11 protein-coding genes, 2 tRNA genes and 3 rRNA genes are annotated in these 16,560 nt (G+C 52.4%); 12 read left to right on the top strand and 4 right to left on the bottom strand.

Annotated features, from left to right (window positions below):
* Window positions 1–258 precede the first annotated feature (258 nt).
* Window positions 259–1,422, bottom strand: coding sequence for an acetyl-CoA C-acyltransferase FadA (gene fadA / locus AABJ99_RS23025; RefSeq protein WP_039020301.1), 1,164 nt, complete (start codon window positions 1,420–1,422; stop codon window positions 259–261).
* 9 nt (window positions 1,423–1,431) lie between these two features.
* Entirely contained in the window at window positions 1,432–3,621 is a 2,190-nt protein-coding gene (fadB, locus tag AABJ99_RS23020; RefSeq protein ID WP_000965930.1) for a fatty acid oxidation complex subunit alpha FadB, read from the bottom strand.
* Between the two features lie 188 nt (window positions 3,622–3,809).
* On the opposite strand from fadB, the gene pepQ reads away from it, so the two are divergent.
* The 9 genes from pepQ (at window position 3,810) to rrf (ending at window position 13,278) form a co-directional block, all read left to right on the top strand.
* Window positions 3,810–5,141 (top strand): Xaa-Pro dipeptidase, encoded by a 1,332-nt coding sequence (gene pepQ / locus AABJ99_RS23015; RefSeq protein ID WP_000444561.1) that lies wholly within the window; start codon window positions 3,810–3,812, stop codon window positions 5,139–5,141.
* Window positions 5,141–5,755: an IMPACT family protein gene (yigZ, locus tag AABJ99_RS23010; RefSeq protein ID WP_001353706.1), complete on the top strand. Its 615-nt coding sequence runs from the start codon at window positions 5,141–5,143 to the stop codon at window positions 5,753–5,755. The genes pepQ and yigZ overlap by 1 nt, the downstream gene beginning before the upstream one ends.
* Window positions 5,756–5,793: 38 nt before the next feature.
* Window positions 5,794–7,245, top strand: coding sequence for a Trk system potassium transporter TrkH (gene trkH, locus AABJ99_RS23005; RefSeq protein WP_000545683.1), 1,452 nt, complete (start codon window positions 5,794–5,796; stop codon window positions 7,243–7,245).
* A gap of 11 nt (window positions 7,246–7,256) precedes the next feature.
* A complete protein-coding gene (hemG, locus tag AABJ99_RS23000; RefSeq protein ID WP_000853949.1) occupies window positions 7,257–7,802 on the top strand; it encodes a menaquinone-dependent protoporphyrinogen IX dehydrogenase in 546 nt (181 codons plus the stop codon).
* 377 nt (window positions 7,803–8,179) lie between these two features.
* Window positions 8,180–9,721 (top strand): 16S ribosomal RNA (locus AABJ99_RS22995).
* A 68-nt stretch (window positions 9,722–9,789) separates the two neighbouring features.
* Window positions 9,790–9,866: transfer RNA gene (locus AABJ99_RS22990), tRNA-Ile, on the top strand.
* Window positions 9,867–9,908: 42 nt separating this feature from the next.
* Window positions 9,909–9,984 (top strand) — tRNA-Ala (locus AABJ99_RS22985).
* 173 nt (window positions 9,985–10,157) lie between these two features.
* Window positions 10,158–13,062: ribosomal RNA gene (locus AABJ99_RS22980) — 23S ribosomal RNA — on the top strand.
* Between the two features lie 100 nt (window positions 13,063–13,162).
* A 5S ribosomal RNA gene (rrf, locus tag AABJ99_RS22975) occupies window positions 13,163–13,278 on the top strand.
* The 16S, 23S and 5S rRNA genes sit together here with 2 tRNA genes alongside, the layout of an rRNA operon.
* 103 nt (window positions 13,279–13,381) lie before the next feature.
* Here rrf and mobB read toward each other — a convergent pair.
* Entirely contained in the window at window positions 13,382–13,909 is a 528-nt protein-coding gene (gene mobB / locus AABJ99_RS22970) for a molybdopterin-guanine dinucleotide biosynthesis protein MobB (RefSeq protein WP_000907615.1), read from the bottom strand.
* Window positions 13,891–14,475, bottom strand: coding sequence for a molybdenum cofactor guanylyltransferase MobA (gene mobA, locus AABJ99_RS22965; RefSeq protein WP_039021162.1), 585 nt, complete (start codon window positions 14,473–14,475; stop codon window positions 13,891–13,893). Before mobA ends, mobB begins: the two co-directional genes overlap by 19 nt.
* A 69-nt stretch (window positions 14,476–14,544) precedes the next feature.
* Between mobA and yihD the strand changes: the two genes are divergently transcribed.
* The 3 genes from yihD (at window position 14,545) to dsbA (ending at window position 16,520) form a co-directional block, all read left to right on the top strand.
* Window positions 14,545–14,814: a YihD family protein gene (gene yihD / locus AABJ99_RS22960; protein WP_001295263.1), complete on the top strand. Its 270-nt coding sequence runs from the start codon at window positions 14,545–14,547 to the stop codon at window positions 14,812–14,814.
* Window positions 14,815–14,890: 76 nt separating this feature from the next.
* Window positions 14,891–15,877, top strand: coding sequence for a stress response kinase SrkA (gene srkA, locus AABJ99_RS22955; protein ID WP_039021161.1), 987 nt, complete (start codon window positions 14,891–14,893; stop codon window positions 15,875–15,877).
* Window positions 15,878–15,893: 16 nt separating this feature from the next.
* Complete coding sequence (gene dsbA, locus AABJ99_RS22950; protein ID WP_000725337.1) at window positions 15,894–16,520, top strand: thiol:disulfide interchange protein DsbA; 627 nt, start codon at window positions 15,894–15,896, stop codon at window positions 16,518–16,520.
* Window positions 16,521–16,560 lie beyond the last annotated feature (40 nt).

Below are 16,560 nucleotides of genomic sequence, written 5' to 3'. Positions count from 1 at the left end.
GAACGGCAACTAAAACTTTATACAGTGATACAGTGGCATTTAGATCTATGTCGCATCCGGCAATCGATGCACGATGCCTGATGCGACGCTGGTGCGTCTTATCAGGCCTACATTGGTGCCGGGTCGGTAGGCCGGATAAGGCGTTTACGCCGCATCCGGCAATCGATGCCTGATGCGGCGCTGGCGCGTCTTATCAGGCCTACATTAGTGCCGGGTCGGTAGACCGGATAAGGCATTCACGCCGCATCCGGCAAGTGGTTAAACCCGCTCAAACACCGTTGCAATACCCTGACCCAGACCGATACACATCGTCGCCAGACCAAACTGAACGTCTTTGCGTTCCATCAGATTCAGCAGCGTGGTGCTGATACGCGCACCGGAACAACCCAGCGGATGACCCAGCGCGATCGCGCCACCGTTGAGGTTGATCTTCTCGTCAATCTGCTCCATTAGCCCCAGATCTTTAATACATGGCAGGATCTGCGCGGCAAAAGCTTCATTCATTTCAAACACGCCGATATCGCTGGCAGAAAGCCCCGCTTTTTTCAGCGCCAGCTTCGAGGCTGGAACCGGGCCGTAACCCATAATCGACGGGTCACAACCAACGACCGCCATCGAACGTACGCGGGCGCGTGGCTTAAGACCTAATTCACGGGCGCGGCTTTCACTCATCACCAGCATGGCTGCAGCGCCATCGGAGAGAGCGGAAGACGTACCCGCCGTTACCGTGCCGCTGACTGGATCGAACGCCGGACGCAGCGTGGCGAGGGCTTCCACGGTGGTTTCCGGCCGAATCACTTCGTCGTAATTAAACTGCTTCAGGACGCCGTCGGCATCGTGACCACCGGTCGGGATGATTTCATTTTTAAATGCGCCCGACTGCGTGGCGGCCCAGGCGCGGGCGTGTGATCGCGCGGCAAAGGCATCCTGCATTTCACGGCTGATACCGTGCATACGCGCCAGCATTTCTGCCGTTAAGCCCATCATGCCCGCCGCTTTGGCGACATTGCGGCTCAGGCCGGGGTGAAAATCGACGCCGTGACTCATCGGCACATGGCCCATATGCTCCACGCCACCGACCAGACATGCCTGTGCATCGCCAGTCATAATCATCCGTGCTGCGTCATGCAGTGCCTGCATGGATGAACCGCACAAGCGATTGACGGTGATCGCTGGGACAGAATGCGGCACTTCTGCCAACAGCGCCGCGTTACGGGCGATGTTAAAACCTTGCTCTAGCGTCTGCTGCACACAACCCCAGTAAATATCATCGAGGGCCGCTGCTTCCAGCGCCGGGTTACGCGCCAGCAGGCTACGCATTAAATGAGCGGAGAGATCTTCCGCACGCACGTGACGAAAAGCACCGCCCTTCGAACGGCCCATCGGGGTACGAATTGCATCGACAATGACAACCTGTTCCATTGTGACTCCTTAAGCCGTTTTCAGGTCGCCAACCGGACGGGCTGGCTCAACCGGGGGATAGTACGGTTCGTTATGACGCGCTTTATTACGCAGACCTTCCGGCACTTCATACAGCGGGCCGAGGTGCTGATATTGCTGTGCCATATCGAGATATTTTGCGCTACCGAGGGTGTCCAGCCAGCGGAACGCACCGCCGTGGAACGGAGGGAAGCCCAGGCCGTAGACCAGTGCCATATCGGCTTCTGCCGGAGTGGCGATAATGCCTTCCTCCAGACAACGCACCACTTCGTTGACCATCGGGATCATCATGCGGGCGATAATCTCTTCTTCGCTGAAATCGCGCTTCGGCTGGCTGACTTCTGCCAGCAGGTCGTCAACGGCGGCATCTTCTTCTTTCTTCGGCTTACCTTTGCTGTCTTCTTTATAACGCCAGAAACCGAGGCCGTTCTTCTGACCAAAACGGTTGGCATCAAACAGTGCGTCGATGGCATCGCGATAATCTTTCTGCATCCGCTGCGGGAAACCTGCTGCCATCACTGCCTGGGCGTGATGCGCGGTATCAATGCCCACGACATCCAGCAGGTATGCCGGACCCATCGGCCAGCCAAACTGTTTTTCCATCACTTTGTCGATCTTGCGAAAATCCGCGCCGTCGCGCAGCAGCTGGCTGAAACCGGCGAAATAGGGGAACAGCACGCGGTTAACAAAGAAGCCGGGGCAGTCATTAACCACAATTGGCGTTTTACCCATCTTGCTCGCCCATGCGACAACTTTCGCGATGGTTTCGTCGGAGCTTTTCTCACCGCGAATAATTTCCACCAACGGCATCCGGTGCACTGGGTTAAAGAAATGCATCCCGCAGAAGTTTTCCGGGCGTTCCAGCGCGTTGGCCAGTTCGCTGATAGGAATGGTTGAAGTATTGGAAGCCAGCACGGTATCCGGGCGTACTTTCTGCTCGGTTTCTGCCAGCACGGCTTTTTTCACTTTCGGGTTTTCGACAACCGCTTCTACCACAACGTCCACGCGATCAAACCCGGCGTAGTCGAGCGTTGGATGAATCGTGGAGATCACGCCAGCCAGTTTCAGACCGTCGATCTTGCCGCGCTCAAGCTGCTTGTTCAGCAGTTTTGCGGCTTCAGTCATACCGAGGGTTAACGACTTGTCATTGATATCTTTCATGACAACCGGCACGCCTTTCCACGCAGACTGGTAAGCAATGCCGCCGCCCATAATGCCTGCGCCCAGCACAGCGGCCTGTTTCGGGGTTTCAACATCTTTGGTGAGTTTCTTCGCTTTACCTTTTACATATTGATCGTTAAGGAAAATGCCGACCAGTGCGCGGGCTTCGTTGGTATGCGCCAGCGGGACAAAACTTTTGTTTTCCAGATTTAATGCTTCTTCACGACCAAAACGGGCAGCCGCTTCAATGGTTTTTACTGCGGTGATGGGTGCGGGGTAATGTTTCCCCGCCGTTTGCGCGACCATCCCTTTAGCGATGGTGAAGCTCATGGTGGCTTCAATCTTGCTCAGTTTTAGCGGTTCCAGCTTCGGCTGACGTTTCGCTTTCCAGTCGAGGTCGCCGTTAATAGCCTGACGTAAAATCGCCTTCGCGCCTTCAACCAGTTTTTCTGCTTTGACTACGCCATCCACCAGACCGATTTTCAGCGCCTGATCCGCGCCGACATCTTTACCGGCGGCAATGATTTCCAGCGCACTATCAGCACCGAGCATACGTGGCATACGTACAGAACCGCCAAAGCCCGGCATAATGCCCAGTTTGGTTTCCGGCAGACCGATGCGCAGATCTGGCGTCGCCAGACGATAATCGGTCGCCAGCACACATTCGCAGCCACCGCCCAGCGCATAGCCGTTGACGGCAGCAATGGTCGGCACCGGCAGATCTTCCAGGCGATTAAACACGCTATTGGCAAAATGCAGCCACTGGCTTAACTGTTCTTCAGGAACGAGGAACAGGGACAAGAATTCGGTGATATCAGCACCGACGATAAAGGCTGCTTTATTCGAACGCAGCAGCAGCCCTTTTAAATCTGATTGCTGTTCCAGCACGCCGATGGCCTCGCCGAGGCTGGCGACGGTCGCAGTGTCGAGTTTATTAACTGAACCTGGGGCATCAAATACCAGTTCGGCAATGCCATCTTCCAGCCAGTCAAGGTACAGGGTGTCGCCTTTGTAAAGCATGTCAGTCTCCTGAATCCGCAAGGTGATCTGGTCGTACCAGATGAGACGAAGTGTGTATTTTGTGTTAAAAATATGCAAATAAAAGATTAAAAAAATGCCAATCTGATCACGCTCGGCAGAAATCACGCTCTGTATTAACGTTGTGCTAAGATGCGGAGACTTAAGGTCAAAAAACAGAAGGGTAAAAAATGGAATCACTGGCCTCGCTCTATAAAAATCATATAGCTACCTTACAGGAACGGACTCGCGATGCGCTGGCGCGCTTCAAACTGGATGCGTTACTTATTCACTCCGGCGAACTGTTCAACGTTTTTCTCGACGATCATCCCTATCCGTTTAAAGTGAACCCGCAATTCAAAGCGTGGGTGCCGGTAACCCAGGTGCCAAACTGCTGGTTGCTGGTAGATGGCGTGAACAAGCCGAAACTGTGGTTTTATCTGCCGGTTGATTACTGGCACAACGTTGAACCACTGCCGACCTCCTTCTGGACTGAGGACGTGGAAGTAATTGCGCTGCCGAAAGCCGATGGCATTGGTAGCCTGTTGCCAGCTGCGCGCGGCAATATCGGGTATATCGGCCCGGTGCCGGAACGTGCGCTGCAACTGGGTATTGAGGCCAGCAATATCAACCCGAAAGGGGTGATCGACTACCTGCATTACTACCGCTCCTTCAAAACCGAGTACGAACTGGCCTGTATGCGTGAAGCGCAGAAAATGGCGGTCAACGGTCATCGCGCGGCAGAAGAAGCGTTCCGTTCTGGCATGAGCGAGTTCGATATCAACATTGCCTATCTGACCGCGACCGGTCATCGTGATACCGACGTACCTTATAGCAACATTGTGGCGCTTAACGAACACGCTGCGGTGTTGCATTACACCAAACTGGACCACCAGGCACCGGAAGAGATGCGCAGCTTCCTGCTGGATGCCGGGGCCGAATATAACGGCTATGCGGCTGATCTAACCCGTACCTGGTCGGCAAAAAGCGACAACGACTACGCACAGCTGGTGAAAGACGTAAATGATGAGCAACTGGCGCTGATCGCCACCATGAAAGCAGGCGTCAGCTATGTGGATTACCATATCCAGTTCCATCAGCGCATCGCCAAACTGCTGCGTAAACATCAAATCATCACCGATATGAGTGAAGAAGCGATGGTCGAAAACGATCTCACCGGACCGTTTATGCCGCACGGTATCGGCCATCCGCTGGGCCTGCAGGTGCATGACGTAGCCGGTTTTATGCAGGATGATAGCGGTACGCACCTCGCGGCACCGGCAAAATATCCGTACCTGCGCTGCACCCGTATTCTCCAGCCGGGCATGGTGTTAACCATCGAACCGGGTATCTACTTCATCGAATCGCTTCTGGCACCGTGGCGTGAAGGGCAGTTCAGCAAACACTTCAACTGGCAGAAAATTGAAGCACTGAAACCGTTCGGCGGCATTCGTATCGAAGACAACGTGGTGATCCACGAAAACAACGTGGAAAACATGACCCGGGATCTGAAACTGGCGTGATGGAAAGCTGGTTAATTCCTGCGGCACCGGTCACGGTCGTTGAAGAGATCAAAAAGAGCCGCTTCATTACGCTGTTGGCGCATACCGATGGCGTTGAGGCGGCAAAAGCGTTTGTTGAATCGGTGCGGGCAGAACACCCTGATGCCCGCCACCATTGCGTGGCGTGGGTAGCTGGCGCACCGGATGATTCTCAACAACTGGGTTTCTCTGATGACGGGGAACCGGCGGGAACGGCAGGTAAACCGATGCTCGCCCAACTTATGGGCAGCGGCGTCGGGGAAATTACCGCCGTGGTGGTGCGCTACTACGGCGGCATATTGCTGGGCACCGGTGGGTTAGTGAAAGCGTATGGCGGCGGCGTGAATCAGGCACTGCGCCAGCTAACGACCCAACGCAAGACGCCATTAACCGAATATACTTTGCAATGTGAATATAGTCAGTTAACCGGCATTGAAGCGTTGCTGGGGCAGTGTGGCGGCAAAATTATCAACAGTGATTATCAGGCATTCGTTCTGCTGCGGGTGGCGCTTCCGGCGGCGAAAGTGGCTGAATTTTCCGCAAAACTGGCGGATTTTAGCCGTGGTTCATTGCAATTGTTAGCGATTGAAGAATAATCCCCACTTCATTTTGCAGAACTAAGGAAGCGGCAGAGATGCATTTTCGCGCCATTACCCGAATTGTTGGACTACTGGTCATCTTATTTTCAGGGACCATGATTATCCCTGGGCTGGTAGCACTCATCTACCGGGATGGAGCGGGCCGCGCTTTTACCCAGACCTTTTTTGTCGCCCTCGCCATTGGCTCTATGCTGTGGTGGCCGAACCGCAAAGAGAAGGGCGAACTGAAATCCCGTGAAGGGTTTCTGATAGTGGTGCTGTTCTGGACCGTGCTGGGTAGCGTCGGTGCGCTCCCTTTTATCTTCTCGGAAAGCCCGAACCTCACGATTACCGATGCGTTTTTTGAATCTTTCTCTGGCCTGACTACCACGGGGGCCACTACGCTGGTGGGACTGGATACACTTCCTCACGCAATCCTCTTTTATCGCCAGATGCTGCAATGGTTTGGCGGGATGGGGATCATCGTTTTGGCGGTTGCTATACTGCCTATCCTCGGCGTGGGTGGGATGCAGCTCTATCGCGCGGAAATGCCCGGCCCACTGAAAGATAACAAAATGCGCCCGCGAATTGCGGAAACGGCGAAAACCCTGTGGTTGATTTATGTCTTGCTGACCGTCGCCTGTGCGCTGGCGTTGTGGTTTGCCGGAATGGATGCCTTTGATGCCATCGGCCATAGCTTTGCGACTATCGCTATTGGCGGCTTCTCGACACATGATGCCAGTATCGGTTATTTCGACAGCCCGACTATTAACACTATCATTGCTATCTTCCTGCTGATCTCCGGCTGTAACTACGGTCTGCACTTTTCACTGTTAAGTGGGCGTAGTCTGAAGGTTTATTGGCGCGATCCGGAATTTCGCATGTTTATCGGCGTACAGTTTACGCTGGTGGTTATTTGTACCCTCGTGCTGTGGTTTCATAATGTCTACAGTTCGGCGCTGATGACAATTAACCAGGCGTTTTTTCAGGTGGTGTCGATGGCGACGACCGCCGGATTTACGACAGATAGCATTGCCCGCTGGCCGCTCTTTTTGCCGGTACTGCTTTTATGTTCAGCATTTATTGGCGGTTGCGCCGGGTCTACGGGCGGTGGCCTGAAAGTGATCCGCATTCTGCTGCTGTTTAAGCAGGGGAACCGTGAGCTGAAACGACTGGTGCACCCGAACGCCGTGTATAGCATTAAGCTGGGGAATCGCGCACTGCCGGAACGTATCCTCGAAGCCGTTTGGGGATTTTTCTCCGCCTATGCCCTGGTGTTTATCGTCAGTATGCTGGCGATTATCGCCACTGGCGTGGATGACTTTTCTGCCTTTGCCTCGGTTGTTGCGACATTGAATAACCTGGGGCCAGGGCTTGGCGTGGTTGCTGATAACTTTACCAGTATGAACCCGGTGGCTAAATGGATCCTGATTGCCAACATGCTGTTTGGTCGTCTCGAGGTCTTTACATTGCTGGTGCTCTTTACCCCGACTTTCTGGCGTGAATGATGGAGTAATACGTGAAAACATTAATTCTTTTCTCAACAAGGGACGGACAAACGCGCGAGATTGCCGCCTACCTGGCTTCGGAACTGAAAGAACTGGGGATCCAGGCGGATGTCGCCAATGTGCATCGCATTGAAGAACCCCAGTGGGAAAACTACGATCGCGTGGTCATTGGTGCTTCTATTCGCTATGGTCACTACCACTCTGCGTTCCAGGAATTTGTCAAAAAGCATGCGACGCGGCTGAATTCGATGCCGAGCGCCTTTTACTCCGTAAACCTGGTGGCGCGTAAACCGGAGAAGCGTACTCCACAGACCAACAGCTACGCGCGGAAGTTTCTGATGAGTTCACAATGGCGTCCCGATCGCTGTGCCGTCATTGCCGGGGCGCTACGTTATCCACGTTACCGCTGGTACGACCGCTTTATGATCAAGCTGATTATGAAGATGTCAGGCGGTGAAACGGATACGCGCAAAGAAGTTGTCTATACCGATTGGCAGCAGGTGGCGAATTTCGCCCGAGAAATCGCCCATTTAACCGACAAACCGACGCTGAAATAAGCATAAAGAGTAAAAAATGCGCGGTCGGAAAATTATTTTAAATTTCCTCTTGTCAGGCCGGAATAACTCCCTATAATGCGCCACCACTGACACGGAACAACGGCAAACACGCCGCCGGGTCAGCGAGATTCTCCTGAGAATCTCGACAGAGAAAAGCAAAAAAAATGCTTGACTCTGAAGCGGGAAAGCGTATTATGCACACCCCGCGCCGCTGAGAAAAAGCGAAGCGGCACTGCTCTTTAACAATTTATCAGACAATCTGTGTGGGCACTCGAAGATACGGATTCTTAACGTCGCAAGACGAAAAATGAATACCAAGTCTCAAGAGTGAACACGTAATTCATTACGAAGTTTAATTCTTTGAGCATCAAACTTTTAAATTGAAGAGTTTGATCATGGCTCAGATTGAACGCTGGCGGCAGGCCTAACACATGCAAGTCGAACGGTAACAGGAATCAGCTTGCTGATTCGCTGACGAGTGGCGGACGGGTGAGTAATGTCTGGGAAACTGCCTGATGGAGGGGGATAACTACTGGAAACGGTAGCTAATACCGCATAATGTCGCAAGACCAAAGAGGGGGACCTTCGGGCCTCTTGCCATCGGATGTGCCCAGATGGGATTAGCTAGTAGGTGGGGTAACGGCTCACCTAGGCGACGATCCCTAGCTGGTCTGAGAGGATGACCAGCCACACTGGAACTGAGACACGGTCCAGACTCCTACGGGAGGCAGCAGTGGGGAATATTGCACAATGGGCGCAAGCCTGATGCAGCCATGCCGCGTGTATGAAGAAGGCCTTCGGGTTGTAAAGTACTTTCAGCGGGGAGGAAGGGAGTAAAGTTAATACCTTTGCTCATTGACGTTACCCGCAGAAGAAGCACCGGCTAACTCCGTGCCAGCAGCCGCGGTAATACGGAGGGTGCAAGCGTTAATCGGAATTACTGGGCGTAAAGCGCACGCAGGCGGTTTGTTAAGTCAGATGTGAAATCCCCGGGCTCAACCTGGGAACTGCATCTGATACTGGCAAGCTTGAGTCTCGTAGAGGGGGGTAGAATTCCAGGTGTAGCGGTGAAATGCGTAGAGATCTGGAGGAATACCGGTGGCGAAGGCGGCCCCCTGGACGAAGACTGACGCTCAGGTGCGAAAGCGTGGGGAGCAAACAGGATTAGATACCCTGGTAGTCCACGCCGTAAACGATGTCGACTTGGAGGTTGTGCCCTTGAGGCGTGGCTTCCGGAGCTAACGCGTTAAGTCGACCGCCTGGGGAGTACGGCCGCAAGGTTAAAACTCAAATGAATTGACGGGGGCCCGCACAAGCGGTGGAGCATGTGGTTTAATTCGATGCAACGCGAAGAACCTTACCTGGTCTTGACATCCACGGAAGTTTTCAGAGATGAGAATGTGCCTTCGGGAACCGTGAGACAGGTGCTGCATGGCTGTCGTCAGCTCGTGTTGTGAAATGTTGGGTTAAGTCCCGCAACGAGCGCAACCCTTATCCTTTGTTGCCAGCGGTCCGGCCGGGAACTCAAAGGAGACTGCCAGTGATAAACTGGAGGAAGGTGGGGATGACGTCAAGTCATCATGGCCCTTACGACCAGGGCTACACACGTGCTACAATGGCGCATACAAAGAGAAGCGACCTCGCGAGAGCAAGCGGACCTCATAAAGTGCGTCGTAGTCCGGATTGGAGTCTGCAACTCGACTCCATGAAGTCGGAATCGCTAGTAATCGTGGATCAGAATGCCACGGTGAATACGTTCCCGGGCCTTGTACACACCGCCCGTCACACCATGGGAGTGGGTTGCAAAAGAAGTAGGTAGCTTAACCTTCGGGAGGGCGCTTACCACTTTGTGATTCATGACTGGGGTGAAGTCGTAACAAGGTAACCGTAGGGGAACCTGCGGTTGGATCACCTCCTTACCTTAAAGAACCGTTCTTTGCAGTGCTCACACAGATTGTCTGATGAAAATGAGCAGTAAAACCTCTACAGGCTTGTAGCTCAGGTGGTTAGAGCGCACCCCTGATAAGGGTGAGGTCGGTGGTTCAAGTCCACTCAGGCCTACCAAATTTGCACCGCAAATTTGAAGAGGTTTTAACTACATGTTATGGGGCTATAGCTCAGCTGGGAGAGCGCCTGCTTTGCACGCAGGAGGTCTGCGGTTCGATCCCGCATAGCTCCACCATCTCTGTAGTGATTAAATAAAAAATACTTCAGAGTGTACCTGCAAAGGTTCACTGCGAAGTTTTGCTCTTTAAAAATCTGGATCAAGCTGAAAATTGAAACACTGAACAACGAAAGTTGTTCGTGAGTCTCTCAAATTTTCGCAATCAGAAGTGAAACATCTTCGGGTTGTGAGGTTAAGCGACTAAGCGTACACGGTGGATGCCCTGGCAGTCAGAGGCGATGAAGGACGTGCTAATCTGCGATAAGCGTCGGTAAGGTGATATGAACCGTTATAACCGGCGATTTCCGAATGGGGAAACCCAGTGTGATTCGTCACACTATCATTAACTGAATCCATAGGTTAATGAGGCGAACCGGGGGAACTGAAACATCTAAGTACCCCGAGGAAAAGAAATCAACCGAGATTCCCCCAGTAGCGGCGAGCGAACGGGGAGGAGCCCAGAGCCTGAATCAGTGTGTGTGTTAGTGGAAGCGTCTGGAAAGGCGCGCGATACAGGGTGACAGCCCCGTACACAAAAATGCACATGCTGTGAGCTCGATGAGTAGGGCGGGACACGTGGTATCCTGTCTGAATATGGGGGGACCATCCTCCAAGGCTAAATACTCCTGACTGACCGATAGTGAACCAGTACCGTGAGGGAAAGGCGAAAAGAACCCCGGTGAGGGGAGTGAAAAAGAACCTGAAACCGTGTACGTACAAGCAGTGGGAGCACGCTTCGGCGTGTGACTGCGTACCTTTTGTATAATGGGTCAGCGACTTATATTCTGTAGCAAGGTTAACCGAATAGGGGAGCCGAAGGGAAACCGAGTCTTAACTGGGCGTTAAGTTGCAGGGTATAGACCCGAAACCCGGTGATCTAGCCATGGGCAGGTTGAAGGTTGGGTAACACTAACTGGAGGACCGAACCGACTAATGTTGAAAAATTAGCGGATGACTTGTGGCTGGGGGTGAAAGGCCAATCAAACCGGGAGATAGCTGGTTCTCCCCGAAAGCTATTTAGGTAGCGCCTCGTGAATTCATCTCCGGGGGTAGAGCACTGTTTCGGCAAGGGGGTCATCCCGACTTACCAACCCGATGCAAACTGCGAATACCGGAGAATGTTATCACGGGAGACACACGGCGGGTGCTAACGTCCGTCGTGAAGAGGGAAACAACCCAGACCGCCAGCTAAGGTCCCAAAGTCATGGTTAAGTGGGAAACGATGTGGGAAGGCCCAGACAGCCAGGATGTTGGCTTAGAAGCAGCCATCATTTAAAGAAAGCGTAATAGCTCACTGGTCGAGTCGGCCTGCGCGGAAGATGTAACGGGGCTAAACCATGCACCGAAGCTGCGGCAGCGACACTATGTGTTGTTGGGTAGGGGAGCGTTCTGTAAGCCTGTGAAGGTGTGCTGTGAGGTATGCTGGAGGTATCAGAAGTGCGAATGCTGACATAAGTAACGATAAAGCGGGTGAAAAGCCCGCTCGCCGGAAGACCAAGGGTTCCTGTCCAACGTTAATCGGGGCAGGGTGAGTCGACCCCTAAGGCGAGGCCGAAAGGCGTAGTCGATGGGAAACAGGTTAATATTCCTGTACTTGGTGTTACTGCGAAGGGGGGACGGAGAAGGCTATGTTGGCCGGGCGACGGTTGTCCCGGTTTAAGCGTGTAGGCTGGTTTTCCAGGCAAATCCGGAAAATCAAGGCTGAGGCGTGATGACGAGGCACTACGGTGCTGAAGCAACAAATGCCCTGCTTCCAGGAAAAGCCTCTAAGCATCAGGTAACATCAAATCGTACCCCAAACCGACACAGGTGGTCAGGTAGAGAATACCAAGGCGCTTGAGAGAACTCGGGTGAAGGAACTAGGCAAAATGGTGCCGTAACTTCGGGAGAAGGCACGCTGATATGTAGGTGAAGCGACTTGCTCGTGGAGCTGAAATCAGTCGAAGATACCAGCTGGCTGCAACTGTTTATTAAAAACACAGCACTGTGCAAACACGAAAGTGGACGTATACGGTGTGACGCCTGCCCGGTGCCGGAAGGTTAATTGATGGGGTTAGCGGTAACGCGAAGCTCTTGATCGAAGCCCCGGTAAACGGCGGCCGTAACTATAACGGTCCTAAGGTAGCGAAATTCCTTGTCGGGTAAGTTCCGACCTGCACGAATGGCGTAATGATGGCCAGGCTGTCTCCACCCGAGACTCAGTGAAATTGAACTCGCTGTGAAGATGCAGTGTACCCGCGGCAAGACGGAAAGACCCCGTGAACCTTTACTATAGCTTGACACTGAACATTGAGCCTTGATGTGTAGGATAGGTGGGAGGCTTTGAAGTGTGGACGCCAGTCTGCATGGAGCCGACCTTGAAATACCACCCTTTAATGTTTGATGTTCTAACGTTGGCCCGTAATCCGGGTTGCGGACAGTGTCTGGTGGGTAGTTTGACTGGGGCGGTCTCCTCCTAAAGAGTAACGGAGGAGCACGAAGGTTGGCTAATCCTGGTCGGACATCAGGAGGTTAGTGCAATGGCATAAGCCAGCTTGACTGCGAGCGTGACGGCGCGAGCAGGTGCGAAAGCAGGTCATAGTGATCCGGTGGTTCTGAATGGAAGGGCCATCGCTCAACGGATAAAAGGTACTCCGGGGATAACAGGCTGATACCGCCCAAGAGTTCATATCGACGGCGGTGTTTGGCACCTCGATGTCGGCTCATCACATCCTGGGGCTGAAGTAGGTCCCAAGGGTATGGCTGTTCGCCATTTAAAGTGGTACGCGAGCTGGGTTTAGAACGTCGTGAGACAGTTCGGTCCCTATCTGCCGTGGGCGCTGGAGAACTGAGGGGGGCTGCTCCTAGTACGAGAGGACCGGAGTGGACGCATCACTGGTGTTCGGGTTGTCATGCCAATGGCACTGCCCGGTAGCTAAATGCGGAAGAGATAAGTGCTGAAAGCATCTAAGCACGAAACTTGCCCCGAGATGAGTTCTCCCTGACCCTTTAAGGGTCCTGAAGGAACGTTGAAGACGACGACGTTGATAGGCCGGGTGTGTAAGCGCAGCGATGCGTTGAGCTAACCGGTACTAATGAACCGTGAGGCTTAACCTTACAACGCCGAAGGTGTTTTGGCGGAAGAGACATCGACAAGTAAGCTTGATACAGATGACATCGACAGGTCAGAACATGACGTGTTGATAAACAGAATTTGCCTGGCGGCCTTAGCGCGGTGGTCCCACCTGACCCCATGCCGAACTCAGAAGTGAAACGCCGTAGCGCCGATGGTAGTGTGGGGTCTCCCCATGCGAGAGTAGGGAACTGCCAGGCATCAAATTAAGCAGAAGGCCCGGTCGGAAGACTGGGCCTTTTTGCGCTGGTGCAGAAAAAGGTCGGATGCGACGCTGGCGCGTCTGATCCAGACTACTCTTGCTTATCCGTCCTGATTTTGCATCCACTCCACCACAAAATCAGCCAGCCCCTCAACATCATTAATATCCAGTAACGCGACATCAAGATTAAGCGGCACATCACTGGCTACAGCAATAACATGTCTGTCTATCACTAATTCTTCCGGTCGATGTCCGGCTCCATCGCGAAACAGCACAATCTTTGCGATCTCTTCATGCTTAAACCCTTCGACCAGAATCAAATCCAGCTTTGAGGTATCCATCCGGCTTGCGAGAAAATGTAGATCCAGCTCTTCTTCGTCTGGCGTTTCCGTCATCAAAGCCCATCGTTGCTGGCTGGCAACGATGGTTTGCGCCGCGCCAGCCTTGCGCAGTTCATAGCTATCTTTGCCTGGCTTATCAACATCCATATCATGATGCGTATGCTTAATCAGTCCCGGACGGATCCCTCTGGCGCATAATGCCGGGATCAGTTTTTTCAGCAGCGTAGTTTTTCCAGTGCCGCTCCACGCGGCAAAGGCGAGTAACGGTATCATCGTTTTTCCTGCCATCGGGCAAGCTCCTCTGGCGTATTCACGTTTACAAATGCATCTTTATGATCGCTGAAATCGACCGCGTGACCGCCAGCCAGACGCATAAATGCCATTACCCGGCGTTCTCCTGCTTGCAGATATTCCAGTAATAAAGGCTCAATTGCGCGGTTTACCAGAGCAATAGTCGGGTGATCGCGTTCACCGTCGTGGACCCACACGACAGGCGCATCTTTGCGCTGATGATTAAGCCTGGCGGCTAAATCATGGGGAATGTAAGGCGTATCGCATGGACAAAACAAAAACCACTCACCAGGTTCCTGCTGCATTACTGAAAGCATTCCTGCCAGAGGGCCTGGGTAATCCGCCAGTGAATCTTCAATCACTTTCAGACCGCTTGCCTGATAGATTTCCTGATGACGATTAGCATTAACCACGACGTGAGAGAGCTGCGTCATAAGCGCGTCAGCGACATGTTGCCATAATGGTTTGCCGTTTAATTCAAGCAATCCTTTATCTACGCCGCCCATTCGTCTGGCTTTACCGCCCGCCAGCACAACGCCTGTTATCGTCGTCATCAGATTCACCGATATCGCCTCTTTTATTGTGGGATTGACCCTGCTAACGTGTCTGTCTCAAGAGTAAGGAGCATCACTATGAAATGTAAACGTCTGAATGAAGTTATTGAACTCCTCCAGCCAGCCTGGCAAAAAGAGCCAGACCTTAACCTGCTGCAATTTTTGCAGAAACTGGCGAAAGAGTCAGGTTTTGACGGCGAACTGGCGGATTTGACGGATGACATTCTGATCTATCACCTGAAAATGCGTGATTCCGCGAAAGATGCGGTGATCCCGGGTTTGCAGAAAGATTATGAAGAAGATTTCAAAACGGCGCTATTACGCGCACGTGGCGTAATTAAAGAGTAAAAGCTTGTAAGCGGCGCAACCAAAATCATCGTGAAATGATATCCTTCATCATTCGTAATGTTTTCCGGATGATGGGATGAACAACAGCGCTTTTACTTTCCAGACACTACACCCGGATACCATCATGGACGCTCTGTTTGAGCATGGGATCCGGGTGGATTCCGGTCTTACCCCGCTTAACAGCTATGAAAACCGTGTCTATCAATTTCAGGACGAAGAGCGTCGACGTTTTGTCGTCAAATTTTATCGCCCTGAACGTTGGACAGCCGATCAAATCCTCGAAGAACATCAATTTGCGTTGCAGCTGGTTAACGATGAAGTTCCGGTCGCAGCACCTGTGGCCTTTAATGGTCAGACTTTATTGAATCATCAGGGATTTTATTTCGCTGTTTTTCCAAGCGTCGGTGGTCGCCAGTTCGAAGCTGATAATATCGATCAGATGGAAGCGGTTGGGCGTTATTTAGGGCGTATGCACCAGACGGGGCGCAAACAGCTTTTTATCCATCGCCCGACCATCGGTCTGAATGAATACCTCATTGAGCCACGCAAGCTGTTTGAGGACGCTACATTGATACCTTCCGGGTTAAAAGCGGCATTCCTGAAAGCGACAGATGAGCTGATCGCCGCCGTTACAGCACACTGGCGGGAAGATTTTACCGTTCTGCGGCTACATGGAGACTGCCACGCCGGGAATATTCTCTGGCGCGATGGTCCAATGTTCGTTGATCTGGATGATGCACGTAATGGTCCGGCTATTCAGGATTTGTGGATGTTGCTCAATGGCGATAAAGCTGAGCAGCGGATGCAACTGGAAACTATTATTGAGGCTTATGAAGAATTTAGCGAGTTCGACACCGCTGAAATCGGACTGATTGAACCTTTACGCGCCATGCGTTTGGTTTATTATCTTGCCTGGCTAATGCGGCGTTGGGCTGATCCCGCGTTCCCGAAAAATTTCCCGTGGTTAACCGGGGAAGATTACTGGCTGCGACAGACGGCGACTTTTATAGAACAGGCAAAAGTTCTACAAGAACCCCCTTTGCAATTAACACCTATGTATTAATCGGAGAGAGTAGATCATGAAAAAGATTTGGCTGGCGCTGGCTGGTTTAGTTTTAGCGTTTAGCGCATCGGCGGCGCAGTATGAAGATGGTAAACAGTACACTACCCTGGAAAAACCGGTAGCTGGCGCGCCGCAAGTGCTGGAGTTTTTCTCTTTCTTCTGCCCGCACTGCTATCAGTTTGAAGAAGTTCTGCATATTTCTGATAACGTGAAGAAAAAACTGCCGGAAGGCGTGAAGATGACTAAATACCACGTCAACTTCATGGGGGGTGACCTGGGCAAAGATCTGACTCAGGCATGGGCAGTGGCGATGGCACTGGGCGTGGAAGACAAAGTCACTGTTCCGCTGTTTGAAGGCGTACAGAAAACCCAGACCATTCGTTCAGCATCTGATATCCGCGATGTATTTATCAACGCAGGTATTAAAGGTGAAGAGTACGACGCGGCGTGGAACAGCTTCGTGGTGAAATCCCTGGTCGCTCAGCAGGAAAAAGCTGCAGCTGACGTGCAATTGCGTGGCGTTCCGGCGATGTTTGTTAACGGTAAATATCAGCTGAATCCGCAGGGTATGGATACCAGCAATATGGATGTTTTTGTTCAGCAGTATGCTGATACTGTGAAATATCTGTCCGAGAAAAAATAATTCATTGTGAATTACATAAGGCCCGTGAATATTCACGGGC

The organism is Escherichia coli (assembly GCF_036503815.1).
Classification (GTDB): domain Bacteria; phylum Pseudomonadota; class Gammaproteobacteria; order Enterobacterales; family Enterobacteriaceae; genus Escherichia; species Escherichia coli_F.
This window is presented reverse-complemented; position numbering and strand designations above follow the sequence as displayed.